Source organism: Alishewanella jeotgali KCTC 22429, from assembly GCF_000245735.1.
Lineage (GTDB): Bacteria > Pseudomonadota > Gammaproteobacteria > Enterobacterales > Alteromonadaceae > Alishewanella > Alishewanella jeotgali.
The window spans coordinates 48,442-64,583 of the sequence record NZ_AHTH01000048.1; the positions used below are offsets into that span (position 1 = coordinate 48,442).

The 16,142-nt window shown below is 48.8% G+C and carries 12 protein-coding genes; 10 read left to right on the forward strand and 2 right to left on the reverse strand.

Annotated elements, in window-relative coordinates; genetic code table 11:
• The first annotated feature begins 268 nt into the window (after positions 1 to 268).
• The 8 genes from AJE_RS14175 to adk all read left to right on the forward strand — a co-directional run bounded on the left by AJE_RS14175 (position 269) and on the right by adk (position 11,886).
• Positions 269 to 2,668: a TonB-dependent receptor gene (locus AJE_RS14175; RefSeq protein WP_008951418.1), complete on the forward strand. Its 2,400-nt coding sequence runs from the start codon at positions 269 to 271 to the stop codon at positions 2,666 to 2,668.
• A gap of 410 nt (positions 2,669 to 3,078) precedes the next feature.
• Positions 3,079 to 3,627 (forward strand): adenine phosphoribosyltransferase, encoded by a 549-nt coding sequence (gene apt, locus AJE_RS14180; protein WP_008951419.1) that lies wholly within the window; start codon positions 3,079 to 3,081, stop codon positions 3,625 to 3,627.
• 41 nt (positions 3,628 to 3,668) lie between these two features.
• On the forward strand, positions 3,669 to 5,885 hold the full coding sequence (dnaX, locus tag AJE_RS14185) for a DNA polymerase III subunit gamma/tau (RefSeq protein WP_008951420.1): 2,217 nt from the start codon (positions 3,669 to 3,671) through the stop codon (positions 5,883 to 5,885).
• 83 nt (positions 5,886 to 5,968) lie between these two features.
• Complete coding sequence (locus AJE_RS14190) at positions 5,969 to 6,295, forward strand: YbaB/EbfC family nucleoid-associated protein (protein WP_008951421.1); 327 nt, start codon at positions 5,969 to 5,971, stop codon at positions 6,293 to 6,295.
• A gap of 5 nt (positions 6,296 to 6,300) precedes the next feature.
• Positions 6,301 to 6,903: a recombination mediator RecR gene (gene recR / locus AJE_RS14195; protein ID WP_008951422.1), complete on the forward strand. Its 603-nt coding sequence runs from the start codon at positions 6,301 to 6,303 to the stop codon at positions 6,901 to 6,903.
• Between the two features lie 111 nt (positions 6,904 to 7,014).
• On the forward strand, positions 7,015 to 8,946 hold the full coding sequence (gene htpG / locus AJE_RS14200; RefSeq protein WP_008951423.1) for a molecular chaperone HtpG: 1,932 nt from the start codon (positions 7,015 to 7,017) through the stop codon (positions 8,944 to 8,946).
• A gap of 142 nt (positions 8,947 to 9,088) precedes the next feature.
• On the forward strand, positions 9,089 to 11,017 hold the full coding sequence (locus tag AJE_RS14205; RefSeq protein ID WP_008951424.1) for a methyl-accepting chemotaxis protein: 1,929 nt from the start codon (positions 9,089 to 9,091) through the stop codon (positions 11,015 to 11,017).
• Positions 11,018 to 11,241: 224 nt separating this feature from the next.
• A complete protein-coding gene (gene adk / locus AJE_RS14210; protein ID WP_008951425.1) occupies positions 11,242 to 11,886 on the forward strand; it encodes an adenylate kinase in 645 nt (214 codons plus the stop codon).
• Positions 11,887 to 11,934: 48 nt separating this feature from the next.
• Here the strand turns inward: adk and tpx are convergent, their stop codons facing one another.
• Complete coding sequence (gene tpx / locus AJE_RS14215; protein ID WP_008951426.1) at positions 11,935 to 12,552, reverse strand: thiol peroxidase; 618 nt, start codon at positions 12,550 to 12,552, stop codon at positions 11,935 to 11,937.
• A gap of 63 nt (positions 12,553 to 12,615) precedes the next feature.
• On the opposite strand from tpx, the gene AJE_RS14220 reads away from it, so the two are divergent.
• Positions 12,616 to 13,632 (forward strand): response regulator, encoded by a 1,017-nt coding sequence (locus tag AJE_RS14220; protein ID WP_008951427.1) that lies wholly within the window; start codon positions 12,616 to 12,618, stop codon positions 13,630 to 13,632.
• Complete coding sequence (locus AJE_RS14225; RefSeq protein ID WP_008951428.1) at positions 13,629 to 14,597, forward strand: sensor domain-containing diguanylate cyclase; 969 nt, start codon at positions 13,629 to 13,631, stop codon at positions 14,595 to 14,597. The genes AJE_RS14220 and AJE_RS14225 overlap by 4 nt, the downstream gene beginning before the upstream one ends.
• A 19-nt stretch (positions 14,598 to 14,616) precedes the next feature.
• Here the strand turns inward: AJE_RS14225 and AJE_RS14230 are convergent, their stop codons facing one another.
• Entirely contained in the window at positions 14,617 to 16,134 is a 1,518-nt protein-coding gene (locus AJE_RS14230; protein ID WP_008951429.1) for a SpoVR family protein, read from the reverse strand.
• Positions 16,135 to 16,142 lie beyond the last annotated feature (8 nt).

Sequence of the window (16,142 nt, forward strand, 5' to 3'; positions counted from 1 at the left end):
ATTTAAGCTTGACCTGAATTTTTTTTGCTGCATATTATTAATTGTTTAGTTCAGGTTACTATCTGAATGTTTTAAGCACGTTCCTCTCACGAACGTGTCTGCCAACAAAAATGAGATAGTTTGTAAAGCTATCCAGGGAGCTAAAATATGTTCACCAATAATAAATTAAGCAAAGCCGTGCGGCTGGCAATGATGTTTGAGTTTTGTATACTGAGTTAAAATTGAGTTCAATGAACTCTCAAATATAATAAAATTGAAGGATAATCTAATGAATAAAAAACTTAAACTTAGTTGTTTGTCATTGGCCATGGCATCCGTATTAATTCCAGGGACTACTGCTTATGCTAATGAGGAAGAAGCTAAAGATACCAAAGATATAGAGGTTATTACCGTTACTTCGCGCAAGAGGGTTGAAACGCTGGTAGAAGTACCGATGAATGTGACGTCTGTTTCAGCAATGGAGATTGCAGATCGGAATCTTATTACAAAAGATGATCTGCAGCGGACGTTAGCTGGTGCAGCCTCTCCAACGGGAGTATTAATTCTTCGGGGATTATCTGGGGGTAACAGCGCTGCTCCTTCAACCACATCCTCTTTTACCGATGACATCCCATTTAACTTTGTCGATTTGTATGACACCGAGGCAGTTGAAGTACTGCGCGGACCGCAAGGAACTTTATGGGGGTCAAATGCGATTGGTGGCACGATTCGCGTGATTACGCAGAAACCGCGGCTGGATACATTCGAGTTTATTTCATCAGCACAAACAAAGTCTACCAAAAATGTTGGTGGTAACGAGCTGCAAGCATGGGCTGCGATTAACATACCTTTGATTGATGACACTCTTGCAATGCGCATTACTGGGCACAACTCACATAAACCGGGTGCAATCGTTAATGCTAATACAGGCGTGCAACGTAAAGTGGAAGATCGTTATTTACGCACCCAGGTGCTCTGGCAAATCAACGACGATACCAATGTTAACTTCGGTTATTACAATGTCAGCAGCAACTCCATAGGTACAAGAATAGCCGATTTGTCGCAGCCGACCGGAAGACGAATTGCAAGTACCACACCTAATCCTGACTCTTTATGGGGTTATGACGTTGCCTATACCGTACAACCGTGCCCGGCGGGACAGAACCGCGCGGAGTGCTTTGGTAATGTGACGAACAGGTCAAAGCGTGATTATCTGATTTGGGAGAGCATGGATAACTGGTTAGAAACTGAAACTAACTTATTTACTGTGACTGCCAATATAGACAATGTTTTCAACTTTGCAGACGTAACTTATGCAGGTTCATATCGGCAGTTTCAGGAAGATTCGCTCGATAATTGGTCACGATTGGATATGGCCGATATGGTTAAAACCTGGATTATCAATTACGACAAGATCTCTCGGGTTACTCACGAATTCAGGATCCAGGATAATGGCCAACAAGATAGCGTAAAGTGGACCGTCGGTGCGTTTTATGACAAAAATTGGAGAGGTGCAATCCCGAATAGTCAGTACCAGTATCATCAAAAGGATGCAGCCAGTATAGCGGTCTTTTCGGACTGGAACGACTGGGTAGACTGGGAAGATTACTGGGGTGAACTGGGTATTTTTAACGTCGGTCAGTTAGGGCAGGCGTTATACGGTGATAGTAGTAAGAATTATAATTTTTACTATGATGGACAGTATGCGAGAGAGTTCGCACTTTTCGGTGAAGTCAGTTACATCATAAAAACAGACAATATTGGTCGTTTCGAGCTGACAGGTGGGATTCGCTATTTTGATTTAGAGGACTATGCTTCTTATGGCTATTCTGGAATCTGGGAAGCTCGGGAAGGACGTGCAGTATTGAGTCAGGGTGAGGAGTCCGGCAATCGGAAGAAGGTGAGCATCGCTTGGTTACCAGATTCTTCAAATATGTCAATTTATGCTCTTTATTCAGAGGGCTATCGCCCAGGTGGTAATAATGCGCCTCTGGCTAATGCTTGTCGGAATGACGAATTTGCCGGGGCGTTCCAGGAGCGTTATAAGAGTGATAGCATAGACAACTATGAAATTGGTTACAAAGCGAATACAGGGCGATTACAGTTCTCAACTGCAATCTATCAAATTAATTGGAGCGACGTATGGGCCAGTGTATATATGCCCAGTTGTGGTTTCAGCTATACAGCCAATGCCGCTAAAGCCCGCTCACGCGGCCTGGAGTGGGAAAGCAAGTACAGTTTTGATCACGACTTGGATCTGGTATTTAATGCGTCTTATACCAATTCCAAAATGTTGAGTGATGTCCCTTCGTTACAGGCAAAAGCTGGGCAGGATATGACCCAGGTCCCTAAATACAATGCCTATCTTGGTCTTGATAAAGGCTTGAGTCTGTTTGATAAACAAACGTACTTGCGTTTGGATATCGAAGCTTATGGTGAATATAAATCGCATTTTAATGCCCGTTTAGATGGTTCCGATACCTCACCGTCTTATCAGCGCGTGAACTTGTCCAGCCGGATGGAGTTAAATGATAATATTCGCTTAAGTTTTTATATTAATAACGTTTTTGACAAGCAAATCGATCTTTACCGTCAAGCTCGTACACGCTCAGGTAGCACGAACAATCTGAATGTGTTATTCGCACCAGAGAGAAGTTTTACTTTACGTGTTGATTACACGTTCTTATAAGTTAGACTTGTTTCAATGATCTTAAGCATGGTTTAATTCGTTAAACCATGCTTTTTTTATGCGTGACTCATAAAGCGAAGCTTCTCGGATTGCTCTAGTTGCATGCTATGTTGTCAAGTAGAAAGCTTATGTATGCTACTACGCTTTTCAATGCTGCCAAAATTCATTACCATAGGCGCCGGTTTTGATGTAGATCAACTTGTAGGCGGTAAAGCAGTATGGCTGATGAAAACTTTAAAGACAGCTTCAACCTGAAGCAGTTAATATTATTCGTTATTTGTTTCGCTGGCCTGTTATGTCTGGCCCCGATCCTCCGCTGGATCCAGTTACTTTCCTAAAAGTAAGGTTACATCGGGTATGAGCCGCCACCGGGGCGGCTTTTTTGTCTGTATTGATTTAAGGGTATAGAGATGGACTACCAACAGCTTGCTATCGAATTGCAGCAGGTAATTAAAACGGTTGAGAATTATCCGAAACCGGGCATTACTTTTCGCGATGTCACCAGCCTGATGCAGGATGGCCCCAGTTTTAAAAAGGTGATTGATGCTTTCGTCGCCCGGTATCAGGCTGCCGGTATCACGAAAATTATCGGTACTGAGTCGCGCGGTTTTATTTTTGGTGCTCCGCTGGCTTATGCGCTGGGTGTCGCCTTTGTACCGGTACGTAAACCCGGCAAGTTACCACGCGAGCGTATTTCACAGGCCTATTCATTGGAGTACGGCGAAGATGCGCTGGAACTGCATGCTGATGCTATCGTCGCTGGCGACAAGGTATTGCTAGTCGACGATTTACTGGCCACCGGCGGCACCATTGACGCCACGGTAAAACTGGTACGTCGCTTAGGTGGCACTGTAGCTGATGCCGCCTTTGTGATCGCCTTACCAGAACTGGGCGGTGTTGCACGCTTAGAAAAGCTCGGTTTAACCCTGTGTAGTCTGGTTGAGTATCACGGCGAATAGGGTTAGGCTAGCGTTACTTCGCAACAACACAGGATGCCGGCATGAGTTATCAGGTTCTGGCCAGGAAATGGCGGCCACGCCAATTTAGTGAACTGGTGGGACAGCAGCATGTGAAAACAGCGCTGGCCAATGCGCTCAATAGTGCCCGTTTACATCATGCCTATTTATTTACCGGCACCCGGGGTGTCGGTAAAACCACCATCGCCCGCATTTTCGCCAAAAGTCTGAACTGTGAGACCGGTATTACCGCAACGCCCTGTGGTCAATGTAGCACCTGCTTAGAGATAGATGGCGGTAACTATGTTGATTTAATGGAAATCGACGCCGCATCGCGGACTAAGGTCGAAGATACCCGCGACTTGCTGGACAATGTGCAATATGCACCAAGCCGGGGCCGTTACAAGGTATACCTGATAGACGAAGTGCATATGCTGTCGCGGCACAGCTTTAACGCCTTGTTAAAGACGCTGGAAGAGCCGCCACCACACGTTAAGTTTTTACTTGCCACGACGGATCCACAAAAGCTGCCGGTGACGGTACTGTCACGTTGTTTGCAGTTTAGTTTAAAGGCGCTCACCGTCGGTCAAATTCAGCAGCATCTGGCGGCGGTGCTGAGTGCCGAAGATTTACCCTTTGATGAGTCTGCGCTGCAACTGTTAGCCAAGGCGGCCAAAGGCAGCCTGCGCGATTCGTTAAGTCTGACCGATCAGGCTATTGCGCTCGGTAACGGTGAGGTCAGGTTGCAGCCGGTGCGGGAGATGTTGGGACTGTTAGATACCAGCTGGGCAGTGCAGTTACTGCAAAGCCTGCTCACGGCTGATTTAGCGGCACTGCAACACAGTTTACAGCAGCTGTTAAGCCAGCAGGCGGATTATCTGCAAGTACTGGACGATGTGTTAAGCCTGTTGCATCTGACCGCTCTGAGTCAGTTACAGCCGGCCTTGGCTGAGCACAGTGATTATCCGGATGCGGTGCGCCATTTTGCCGCCAGCCAAAGCCCGGAAGCCATCCAACTGTATTATCAATTGCTGTTAAGTGGCAAAAAAGATCTGCCTTACGCGCCTGAGCCGGCAATAGGCCTGGAAATGGCGCTGTTACGCACCCTGGCTTTTGTGCCGGCGGCGCAAGGCGGTCAGCCGCCAGTGCTAACCGAAAATAAGGCATTGAGCCCACAGCGCCCCGCTACTGAGTCGTCTGTGGTGACAACGGTCGCGCCAACGCCGGTTCAGCCGGCACCGCCCACAGCCGCTGAGCCCCTAACCAGTGTGATGCCGCCTGATACCAACCCAGCAACACCGCTTCAGCCGCAGCCTGCTGCAGTGATTGCTGATACCGCTGTGGTTACCAGTACAGATGAGGTCTTAACACCTGCGACAGCCGCTATTGATCCGGTTACCGCCCGTATTATGGCCAGACGTGGTGTAGTGGTACCTGGTACTCTGGCAGCACAGGAGACTGCGGCAAAAAAGTCTGAGCGCCAGGCGGCGCCGGAGTCCAACCCAATAACGAATACCGCTGCAGGCAGTGCCGCAACTCAGGCCATCGGCCAGCTAGCAGCTGTGCTAAAGCCACAACAGCCCCAGCCACAGCCACAGCAGCACGCACAGCCTGAACCCGATAATTGGCTACCATCTGATGTTGAGTATGCGGCACCGGTTGAGGTTAATGCAGGTGCTGACTTGCGTTCTGCTGACGGCAGTGAGTCGCAGCAGGCAGCTTATTACGCACAGCAAGATGAGCAAGCGGATGCACAATTTGCCGACGATGCCGATACACAAGCCGCACTTAGCGAGGGCTGGTGGCAGGCACAGCATTTTGACAGCTTGCCAGCAGCCGATAGTGATGTGCTGGATGAGCAACGTTTTTCTATCCGTTTTGCGGCCCAGGTCGACGCCTGGGCGCGGCTGATTGAACAGCTGGAGCTGGGAGGACTGCTGCGGCTTTATTTGCTGAATAGTGCACTTAGTCAGCAGGAGCAACAGGTGTTGCTGACGGTGGCCCGGCATCAGCAACATCTGGATAACCCGACGTTTCGTAGTAAAGTGTATCAGGCGATAGCGCCGGTATTTGCGCCGGGTTTTCAACTTGATATTCAGTATCAGGAAGAGGTGCCGACGTCACCGCTGGCGATCCAGCAGCGGATTGAGCAGGAGCGCAAGGACTATGTCAGCCGTTTATTACAGCAGGATCCGCATATTCAGGCGATCCAGTTGCGTTTTGCCGCTGAGCTGCAACTGGACACCCTAGAGGTGAATTAACCTTGTAATTTGGACGCTGAGTCATTATCTTGTCGCCAACTTTGGCAGATTAACTTTAGCAAATTAACAAGAGAGAGCTGATTATGTTTAAAGGCGGTATGGGCAATATGCTCAAACAAGCACAGGCCATGCAGGAAAAGATGCAAAAGATGCAGGCTGAAGTGGCCAATATGGAAGTGACCGGTGAATCGGGTGCCGGTCTGGTGAAGGTCACTATGACCGGTAACCATAACGTACGTCGCGTCAGTATTGATGATAGCCTGATGAGCGATGATAAAGAAATGTTGGAAGATCTGATCGCGGCTGCGTTAAACGATGCTGTGCGTCGGGTTGAAGAAAATAATAAAGAACAAATGGCCAAGATCACCGGCGGCTTACAATTGCCACCGGGCATGAAGCTGCCGTTCTAAGCATTATGGCTAAGCTCCCGCCGCTGTTACAGCAGCTGATTGACGCACTGCGAGTGTTACCGGGTGTTGGGCCCAAATCAGCCCAACGCATGGCGTTGCAGCTGCTGGAGCGTAACCGCAGTGGTGGTGCCCGGCTTGGCGCCGCCCTGAGCGCAGCCATGACCGGGATTGGGCAGTGTCAACAATGCCGAACCTTTAGCGAACAGGCACTGTGCAGTATTTGTAGTGATCCGCGACGGGCTAATGCAGAAACGCTGTGTATTGTTGGCTCGGCCGCTGATCAATTGGCCATCGAGCAAACCGGCCAGTTTCAGGGGCGCTACTTTGTGCTAATGGGCTATTTATCGCCGCTCGATGGCATAGGCCCGGAGCAACTCGGCCTTGACTTACTGGCCAAGCAACTGGCCAGTGGTGGCATCACTGAGGTGATTCTAGCTACCAATCCGACGGTCGAAGGGGAAGCCACGGCGTTTTATATTGCTGAGCTGTGTCAGCAATATCAGTGTACCGTCACCCGCCTGGCGCAAGGGTTGCCGGTCGGCGGTGAGCTGGAATATATCGACGGTTCTACCCTGGCGCATGCCTTATCCGGGCGTAAACGTTTTTAATCAGCGCTTTTAATCCACTCTTGAAATCATCCTGAATACCCCCATATCTGGTGCTGTTATCGGCGCGCCGCGCCGTCTTTTTGTCTCGTTATACCTATAGAGGACCCCAAGATGAGTGAGACCACTGCCAACGCTGCTGGCCAGAAGCAAACTCATGGCTTTCAGGCAGAAGTAAAACAACTTTTGCAGCTGATGATCCATTCGCTGTATTCCAACAAAGAAATCTTCCTGCGTGAATTGGTATCCAATGCCTCGGATGCTGCCGACAAACTGCGCTTTTTAGCTTTATCAGACAGTAGCTTATACGGTGATGATGGCGAGTTGCGGGTAAGGATCAGCCTGGATGAGCAGGCGCGTACCCTGACTATCAGCGATAACGGTATCGGTATGGATGAGGCCGACGTCATTGCCCATTTGGGTACAATCGCCAAATCCGGCACCAAAGAGTTTTTCTCCCAGCTGTCAGGTGATCAGAGTAAAGACTCCAAGTTAATCGGTCAGTTTGGTGTGGGTTTCTATTCTGCTTTTATCGTAGCCGATAAGGTTACAGTGCGTACCCGTAAAGCTGGTCTGCCGGCAGATAGCGCCGTAGAGTGGGAGTCGGCCGGTGAGGGTGACTACACCATTAGCAAGATCAATAAAGCCAGTCGCGGTACCGAGATCGTGCTGCACCTGCGTGATGGCGAGGATGAGTTCCTAAGTCGCTGGAAAGTTGAAAGTATCGTCACTAAGTATTCAGATCATATCTCGATTCCGGTGGAAATGTGGCAGGAAGGCACGCCGGAGCGTGAAGAAGACGGCGAAACAATCCCGGCGACCGAAGGTCACTGGCAGGCAGTGAATAAGGCCACAGCACTGTGGACCCGTGATAAGTCAGAAATCACTGATGACGAATACAAAGAGTTCTATAAGCATATTTCCCACGACTGGAGCGAGCCGTTAAGCTGGAGCCATAACAAGGTTGAGGGGAACAACAACTACACCAGCCTGTTGTATGTGCCGAAGAAAGCGCCCTTTGATATGTGGAACCGTGAAGCCAAGCATGGCTTGAAGCTCTATGTACAGCGCGTCTTTATTATGGATGATGCCGAGCAGTTTATGCCAAGCTACCTGCGCTTTATCAAGGGGGTGTTGGATTCCAGCGATCTGCCGCTGAACGTATCGCGTGAAATTCTGCAGGATACCAAAGTCAGCCAGAGCCTGCGCAAAGGCTGTAGCAGCCGCGCGCTGAAAATGCTGGAGAAGCTGGCTAAAGACAGCGAGCAGTATCAGCTGTTCTGGAATGAGTTTGGTCAGGTGCTAAAAGAGGGCCCGGCAGAAGATTTCGCCAATAAAGAGCAAATTGCCGCCTTGCTGCGTTTCGCCTCTACCCATAACGACAGCAGTGCGCAAAACGTAGCACTGGCCGACTATGTCAGCCGGATGAAAGAAGGCCAGGACGAGATTTATTTCCTGGTCGCGGATAGCCATGAAGCGGCGAAACACAGCCCACATCTGGAAGTGTTCCGCAAGAAGGGGCTGGAAGTATTACTGTTATCCGATCGCATCGATGAGTGGCTGATGCAGCATCTGCCGGAATTCGACGGTAAGAAGTTCCGCTCTGTTGCCAAAGGTGGTTTGGACTTGTCGAAACTGGATGACGAGCAAACCAAAGAAGAACAGAAGAAAACCGAAGAAGCCTTTACCTCAGTGCTGGAGCGCTTTAAAAAGGCGCTGGGTGAGCAGGTTAAAGATGTTAAGGTTAGCCATCGTCTAACCGACAGCCCGGCCTGTGTGGTGACCGATGAGTTTGATATGAGCACCCAGATGATCAAGCTGATGGAATCGGTAGGGCAGAAGGTGCCAGAGGTGAAACCGATTTTTGAGCTGAATCCGGAGCATCAACTGGTGAAACATATCGCCGACGAGCAGGACGAAAGTCGCTTCCAGCAATGGGCGGAAGTGCTGTTTGAACAGGCATTACTGGCCGAGCGTGGCAGCCTGAAAAATCCGGCCAGCTTTGTCACCCGCTTAAATAGCCTGCTACTATCTTTGGCTAAATAAACCATTCTATATCCCCAAAAGGGCTGGCCTGACCAGCCCTTATTTACGCTTATTGTTCGGATAACTTATTCTGCATCATTTTATTACTGTCTGCGCTGTCTATACTTTATTAAGTAACATAATAACGACAGACAGGTGATCTATGCAGCAGTTATGGCAACGTCTTGGCTTTGGCGGCCGTTTGACCCTTAGTATGATTTCGTTGTTTTTGGCAGCCATTTTGTTGCTGACCAGCTTACTCTTTTTTCGCTATCAGGAATCACAAACTCAAGGCGTCGTGAGCTCCCTGCAAAGTGCGGCAGAGCTAAATGCCCAGGCTTTTACCGATTGGCTGCTGGTACGACAGGAAGAAATGCGTTTTCTGGCGACTTTGCCATCCGTCCAGCAGTTGGATTTACCTCTGGCAACTGAACTGATGCTGCAATTGGCACAAAACAGCGGCTTTTATGACACCATCTTTGTGGTTGGCCCAGATGGCATCGGCATGGCCGGCGTCAGTTTTGCCAACGGTCAGGCAAAAGCCCTGACAGAAACTGAAGCCAATAACTTTAATGTAGCCGACCGAGCCTGGTTTAAGCAGGCGATTGCCGGTCAGAATACCTTTTCGCAGCCGGTCGTATCACGCGCGACCGGTCAGACAGTCAGTACCGTAGCTATCCCTATTCGCCAGAAAAATCAGATTGTCGCCGTCATGCGTGGTGCGGTAAAGCTGGATACGATCTTTGCTAAAGTCAATGAACTTAGCCGCAACAATTATACCGAGATTTACCTGCTGGATACAGCGGGTAAGGCGATTACCACTGCGCCCTCAGTACCGAAAGATACCGAATTAACGACTCAGGCTGCGGCGGCGACTAAACAACAGCAAAGTGGTGTTGGCTTATATCAAAATGCTGCCGGCACCGCGGTGATTGGCAGTTATCAGTTTATGCCGATGCTGGGTTGGAGCCTGGTGCTGGAAAGTCGGCAGCAGGAAGCGCTGGCAGAGGTGCGGGCAATGTTTTGGACACTGGTGATTGCCGCCATGTTGGTATTAGGGGTAGCAACTATCGTCTGTCTCTGGTTAGTAAAAAAAGTAACCCGCACTCTTGGCGGCGAGCCGGAGTATGCTGCTGCTGTGGTACAGCGGGTTGCTGAGGGGGATTTAAGTGGCAGTATCAAGCTGCGCGTTGGAGATCAACAGAGTTTGTTGGCTGCAATTGCTCAGATGCAACAACGCTTAAAACAAATGCTCGCCGATGTCAGTCATTACTCGGATCAGGTCGCGGCAGCGGCCACTGAGCTGTCGCAGATTAATCAGCAAACCAGTGAGGGGATGCAGCAACAAAATACGGAAATCAGCAGCGCTGCGGTAGCGATGAACGAAATGACCAGTACTCTGGAAGAGGTGTCGCGTAATACCCAGCAAGCGGCGGATGCGGCTGCGATGGCTGAGCAGCAAAGTAACACCGGGCGTCAGGTGGTAAGTACCACGCTTCGGGATCTGGCTGAATTATCGGATAATGTTAGCGGTGCGGCAGCTATTATTCGTTTGTTAAAGCACGACAGTGATCAGATCGGTAATATTCTACAGGTGATTGAAAGTATCGCCGAGCAGACGAATCTGTTGGCGCTTAATGCAGCCATTGAAGCCGCGCGCGCCGGTGAAAGTGGTCGCGGTTTTGCTGTAGTGGCAGATGAGGTTCGTACCCTGGCCAGCCGAACTAAGGATTCTACGACTGAAATTAAACAAATGATTGATAAGCTGCAGCAGGGCACTGAGAACGCGGTGAAGGCTACGGAGCACAGCGAGAAAGCGGCGCAAAATACCGCCGAGCGTGCCACGGCGGCTGATCAGGCATTAGCGGCAATTTATGAAGCGGTTGAGCTGATTAGCAGTACTACCCATCAGATTGCTACGGCAACTGAACAACAAACCGTAGTATCACGGGATATTAATCAAAATTTTCATAAAATCAGTGATGTAGCCTACCAAACCAATGATAATGTCAGTCAATCGGCGCAAGCCAGCACTGCGCTGTCGAGGCTGGCAGAGCAACTGCAGGAGCTGGTAAAACGCTTCAGACTTTAGTCGCAGAACTACGTTGGCAAGGGCAACAAAATAGCCATTTTTTACCCTTTGCCAGCGATTCACTGCTGAATTGGCTGCTCTGCTCAAGCTATCGACTAAAGGCGAGGATTGGCGCAGTGTCAGGTAGCACCAGTTGACAAATTTCTTGTTTCACCCGGCGCATTATGCAAAGATTAGACCCGGTAAAAATTACAGATTAATCCCAGGATAAGAGGGTAAAGGCTATGCGCATAATTTTGTTGGGCGCCCCGGGTGCCGGTAAAGGAACTCAGGCACAGTTTCTGATGAGTAAATACGGTATCCCACAAATTTCCACTGGTGATATGTTACGGGCCGCGATTAAAGAAGGCTCGGAGCTGGGGGTTGCCGCGAAAAAGATTATGGATGCCGGCCAGTTGGTATCGGATGAGCTTATTATTGGTCTGGTAAAAGAACGTGTAGCCAAAGCCGATTGTGCCAAAGGTTTCTTATTAGACGGATTCCCACGCACTATTCCGCAGGCTGATGCGATGCAGGAAGCTGGGATCAAGGTTGATCATGTGATTGAGTTTGATGTACCGGATGATGTGATTGTAGAGCGGATGAGTGGTCGTCGGGTGCATCCGGCATCGGGCCGGGTGTATCACCTGGTATATAACCCGCCAAAGGTAGCCGGTAAAGACGACGAAACCGGTGAAGACTTAGTGATCCGGGCGGACGATGTAGAAGAAACGGTACGCAAACGGCTGGCCATTTACCATGAGCAAACCGAATTATTGGTTGGTTACTACCGTAAAGCGGCTGAGCGGGGTGAAACCCGTTACCATCACCTGGATGGTACCCAGCCGGTTGAGCGTGTCAGTCAGCAGCTTATCTCATTACTGGGCTAAAGTGACGGTATGCGATGCAAGAACCCGGTGCTGACCGGGTTTTTTCGTTTAACTGCCAATAGTCTGGCGTAAGACCTGTAATGCGGCGTCGTAATCCGGTTCTTGCGCCAGTTCTGGTACCAGCTGCAGGTAAGCGACCTTACCTTGCTGATTAATGATAATGATTGCCCGGGTTAATAGGCCCATATCTTTAATTAACAAACCATAATTGCTGCCAAAGTCTCGCCACACTGCGTCCGACAGGACTGCCATGTTATTTACCTGCTCTTGCTCGCAGAAACGCTTCTGTGCAAAGGGTAAATCCGTGCTGATGGTCAACAACTGGACGGAGTCGGGTAACTTAGCGACTTCTTCATTAAAACGTTTTGTCTGTAATGAGCAAATGCCTGTGTCAATACTGGGTACTATGCTAAGCATTAAGGTTTTACCCTGAAAGTCAGATAAGCGGACTGGCTTAAAACTATTGTCCACAACTTTGAAATCTGGGGCCTGTTGACCCACTTTCAATTCATCGCCAAGCAAGACAATTTGTTGGCCACCCGCTTTAACATCACTGATCCTCGCCGGCAGGTTTGCTGTAATATCAATAGCTTGTGAGAAAAAAGCCGCAGCTGCCAGCATCAGCGTAAATAGTATCTTGGTATTATTTTTTCTTTTTATAAACATTTTGCTGCTCCAAAAGTCAATCAACGTTATGATAGGGTCAGACCGCATTAAGGCAAGAAAGTTATGATCCCTGCTGTATTAATTTGCGATGACTCCAACCTGGCCAGAAAACAACTGGCCCGGATTTTACCACATGATTGGCAGAGTACCATTCGCTTCGCCGGACATGGTGCGGAGGCCTTGGCAACACTGAAGAAGTACGCATTTGACTGGTTATTTCTTGATTTGAATATGCCCGTAATGGACGGTTATCAGGTGCTGGCTGAGCTGCAAAAACTCAAGTTACCGCTACAAATTGTTGTGGTTTCAGGCGATATCCAGCCTGAGGCTTATGACAGGGTGATGGCTCTGGGTGCTAAGGCGTTTCTAAAAAAGCCAGTAGATAGTGCACAGCTTGCAGCATTATTGCAGACAACGGTCGCTGTCAACCCAAAAGTTGCAGTACCGACTCCGCCTGTTATCGAAGAGTTAACGCAACTGGATGCAGAATTACGCGATGTCTTTCAGGAAGTTGCTAACGTTGCCATGGGGCAAGCCGGAGATTTATTAGCGCGTTTGTTGAATGTGTTTGTCAAATTACCGATCCCGAATGTCAATTTAATCGAAGTTAGTGAATTGACGATGGCATTGGCTTCAGTTGCACCCGATAGTCAAACGTCGGGGATTTGTCAGGGCTTTATCGGTAGCGGTATTGCTGGCGAAGCATTATTGATTTTGACAGACTCCAGTTTTGCCGATATAGCACGTTTGTTAAATTATCAGGGTGAGCTGAATACTGCAGCTGAATTAGAATTGCTGATGGATGTCGCTAATATTTTGATTGGTGCAGTGTTAAAAGGTATAGCGGAACAACTGGATATAAGCTTCAGCCAGGGGCACCCTGTGGTATTAGGGCAACATGCACCCGTTACCGAACTGATTAAAGCTAATGCTAAACGCTGGCGGCGGACTCTAACGATAGAGTTAAGTTATGGGATTGAAGGTTTTCATATTCATTGTGATTTGCTCTTGTTGTTTACCGAAGACAGTTTAAAAACTTTTCGTTATAAACTGGCATTTTTAATGGATGATGCAGAATGACCATAGAAGAGCTTGGCGCTTCCGAACTTCATTGGCTAATGGATATGTTGCAAACCGTCGACGTCGGTCTGGTCGTGGTAGATACCTCATATCGGATCCAACTCTGGAATGGTTTTATGGAAAACCACAGTGGTTTACTTCCACGGCAAGTCCGCAACAGACAGTTGTTTGATTTATTCTCTGAAATTGATGAAGACTGGCTGCGCCGCAAATGTGAGCCAGTTTTTCTGCTGAAGAACCGTGCTTTTACCATTTGGGAGCAACGACCCTATATTTTCCGCTTTAAGAACTATCGCTCAATCACCGGGCACGCGGACTATATGTATCAAAACAGCACCATCTTTCCATTAACAGATAGTCGTGGTCAGGTCAGTCACCTATGTTTCATTATCTATGATGTGACCGATGCCGCCGTGAGTAAACTGGAATTACAGTCAATGAATGGCCAATTGCGCCAGTTGTCGACGACGGACTATCTGACCCAGATGCGAAATCGTGGAAATTGGGAAGAAAGTCTGAAATTAGAATTTAACCGTTTGCAGCGCTATTCGCAGCACACCAGTAGCCTGATCATGTGTGATATTGATCACTTTAAGCGGATTAATGATACCTACGGCCATGCTGCAGGCGATATAGTAATCAAAGCTGTAGCCGAAGTGATTCGCAAGAGTCTACGCAGCACTGATTTACCTGGTCGTTATGGTGGTGAAGAGTTTGCGCTTCTATTGCTGGATACCACAGCGGATCAAGCAAGCTACTTGGCTGAACGAATTAGACGCAAAGTGGAGCAATTAGAACTCAGTTTTCAATCTCACACGATCAAATTAACAATGAGTTTTGGTTTAGCGGAGCGCGCGATAACGATGCAGGATTATTTGCAGTGGCTAGATGCTGCGGATAAAGCGCTGTACCACTCAAAAGCAGCAGGTCGGAATCAGGTTACTCGCTTCCATGACACCTTATAGCCGAAAACGCACTGTTCCGTCAGGGGTGATGTGGTGTCGGACAGCGTGCCAGCACACTGAGTTGGTTATTATGATCGAGTTGCTCAAGTACGACTTCAAAGCCCCACAGCCGGTGTAAATGCCGCATCAACTGTTCAATAGCGCCGCCCAATGGGATCTTATTGTGCGGGGTATAGCGCAGCGTTAAAGCCCGATCACTGCTGATATTCACTTGCTGCACCTGAATATTTGGCTCCAGCTGGCTCAGATTATATTGCGCCGACAGCATTTGCCGGATCTGTTGATAACCTTCGGCATTATGGATCGCACTGACTTCCAGGCTGCTGTCCTGGCTATCGTCAGTAATAGCAAACAGATGAAAATCCCGGATCACCTTAGGTGACAGATACTGGCTGATAAAGCTCTCATCTTTAAAGTTTTGCATTGCAAAATGCAGGCTTTCCAGCCAGTCGCTGCCGGCCAGTTGCGGAAACCATTCACGATCCTCGGCAGTGGGCTGTTCACAGATGCGCCGCAGATCGGTAAAGATGGCAAAACCCAGCGCATAGGGGTTAATGCCGGAATAGTATTTACTGTTGTAAGGCGGTTGCAATACTACGCTGGTGTGGCTGTGTAACACTTCCAGCATAAAGCGATCACTGACCCGGCCTTCATCATACAAATGCTGCAGCAAGGTATAGTGCCAAAACGTTGCCCAGCCCTCATTCATCACCTGGGTTTGTTTTTGCGGGTAAAAGTACTGCGAAATCTTGCGTACGATACGCACCAGTTCACGCTGCCAGGGTTTTAACAGTGGTGCATTTTTCTCGATAAAGTACAGGATATTTTCCTGTGGTTCGGCTGGAAAATGCGCCTCGGCCGGATTGCTGTTGGCCTTTGCCGGTAGTGTGCGCCAGAGTTCATTGACCTGGGATTGCAAAAAGGCTTCCCGCTCCTGCTGCCGGCGTTGCTCTTCGGCCATCGAGATCTTCTGTGGTCTTTTATAGCGATCCACACCATAGTTCATCAGCGCATGGCAGGAATCGAGAAAATCCTCTACTTCGCCAATACCATATTTTTCCTCACACTGGCTGACATAGTTTTTCGCGAACACCAGATAATCGATAATGGAGCTGGCATCGGTCCAGGTGCGGAATAAATAGTTGTTTTTGAAAAACGAATTATGGCCATAACAGGCATGGGCCATCACCAGTGCCTGCATCGGCAAGGTGTTTTCTTCCATCAGATAGGCAATGCAGGGGTCAGAGTTAATAACGATTTCATAGGCCAGCCCCATATAGCCTCTTTTGTACTGTTGCTCACTTTGGATAAATTTCTTACCAAAAGACCAGTGATGATAACCAATCGGCATGCCGATACTGGAATAGGCATCCAGCATCTGCTCGGCGCTGATTACCTCGATTTGATTGGGGTAGGTGTCCAGCTGATAATAGGCCGCGACCCGGGCAATCTCCTGCTGATACTGGGTTAACAGTTCGAAACTCCAGTCTGGCCCGTCTGGCAGACAAGGCCCTTTGCTTAAGGCGACACTACGCATTTTGCCTC

Coding starts and splice junctions, on each gene's coding strand:
- AJE_RS14175 (WP_008951418.1), top strand. CDS start 269: ATGAATAAAAAACTTAAACTTAGTTGTTTGTCATTGGCCATGGCATCC.
- apt (WP_008951419.1), top strand. CDS start 3,079: ATGGACTACCAACAGCTTGCTATCGAATTGCAGCAGGTAATTAAAACG.
- dnaX (WP_008951420.1), top strand. CDS start 3,669: ATGAGTTATCAGGTTCTGGCCAGGAAATGGCGGCCACGCCAATTTAGT.
- AJE_RS14190 (WP_008951421.1), top strand. CDS start 5,969: ATGTTTAAAGGCGGTATGGGCAATATGCTCAAACAAGCACAGGCCATG.
- recR (WP_008951422.1), top strand. CDS start 6,301: ATGGCTAAGCTCCCGCCGCTGTTACAGCAGCTGATTGACGCACTGCGA.
- htpG (WP_008951423.1), top strand. CDS start 7,015: ATGAGTGAGACCACTGCCAACGCTGCTGGCCAGAAGCAAACTCATGGC.
- AJE_RS14205 (WP_008951424.1), top strand. CDS start 9,089: ATGCAGCAGTTATGGCAACGTCTTGGCTTTGGCGGCCGTTTGACCCTT.
- adk (WP_008951425.1), top strand. CDS start 11,242: ATGCGCATAATTTTGTTGGGCGCCCCGGGTGCCGGTAAAGGAACTCAG.
- tpx (WP_008951426.1), bottom strand. CDS start 12,552: ATGTTTATAAAAAGAAAAAATAATACCAAGATACTATTTACGCTGATG.
- AJE_RS14220 (WP_008951427.1), top strand. CDS start 12,616: ATGATCCCTGCTGTATTAATTTGCGATGACTCCAACCTGGCCAGAAAA.
- AJE_RS14225 (WP_008951428.1), top strand. CDS start 13,629: ATGACCATAGAAGAGCTTGGCGCTTCCGAACTTCATTGGCTAATGGAT.
- AJE_RS14230 (WP_008951429.1), bottom strand. CDS start 16,134: ATGCGTAGTGTCGCCTTAAGCAAAGGGCCTTGTCTGCCAGACGGGCCA.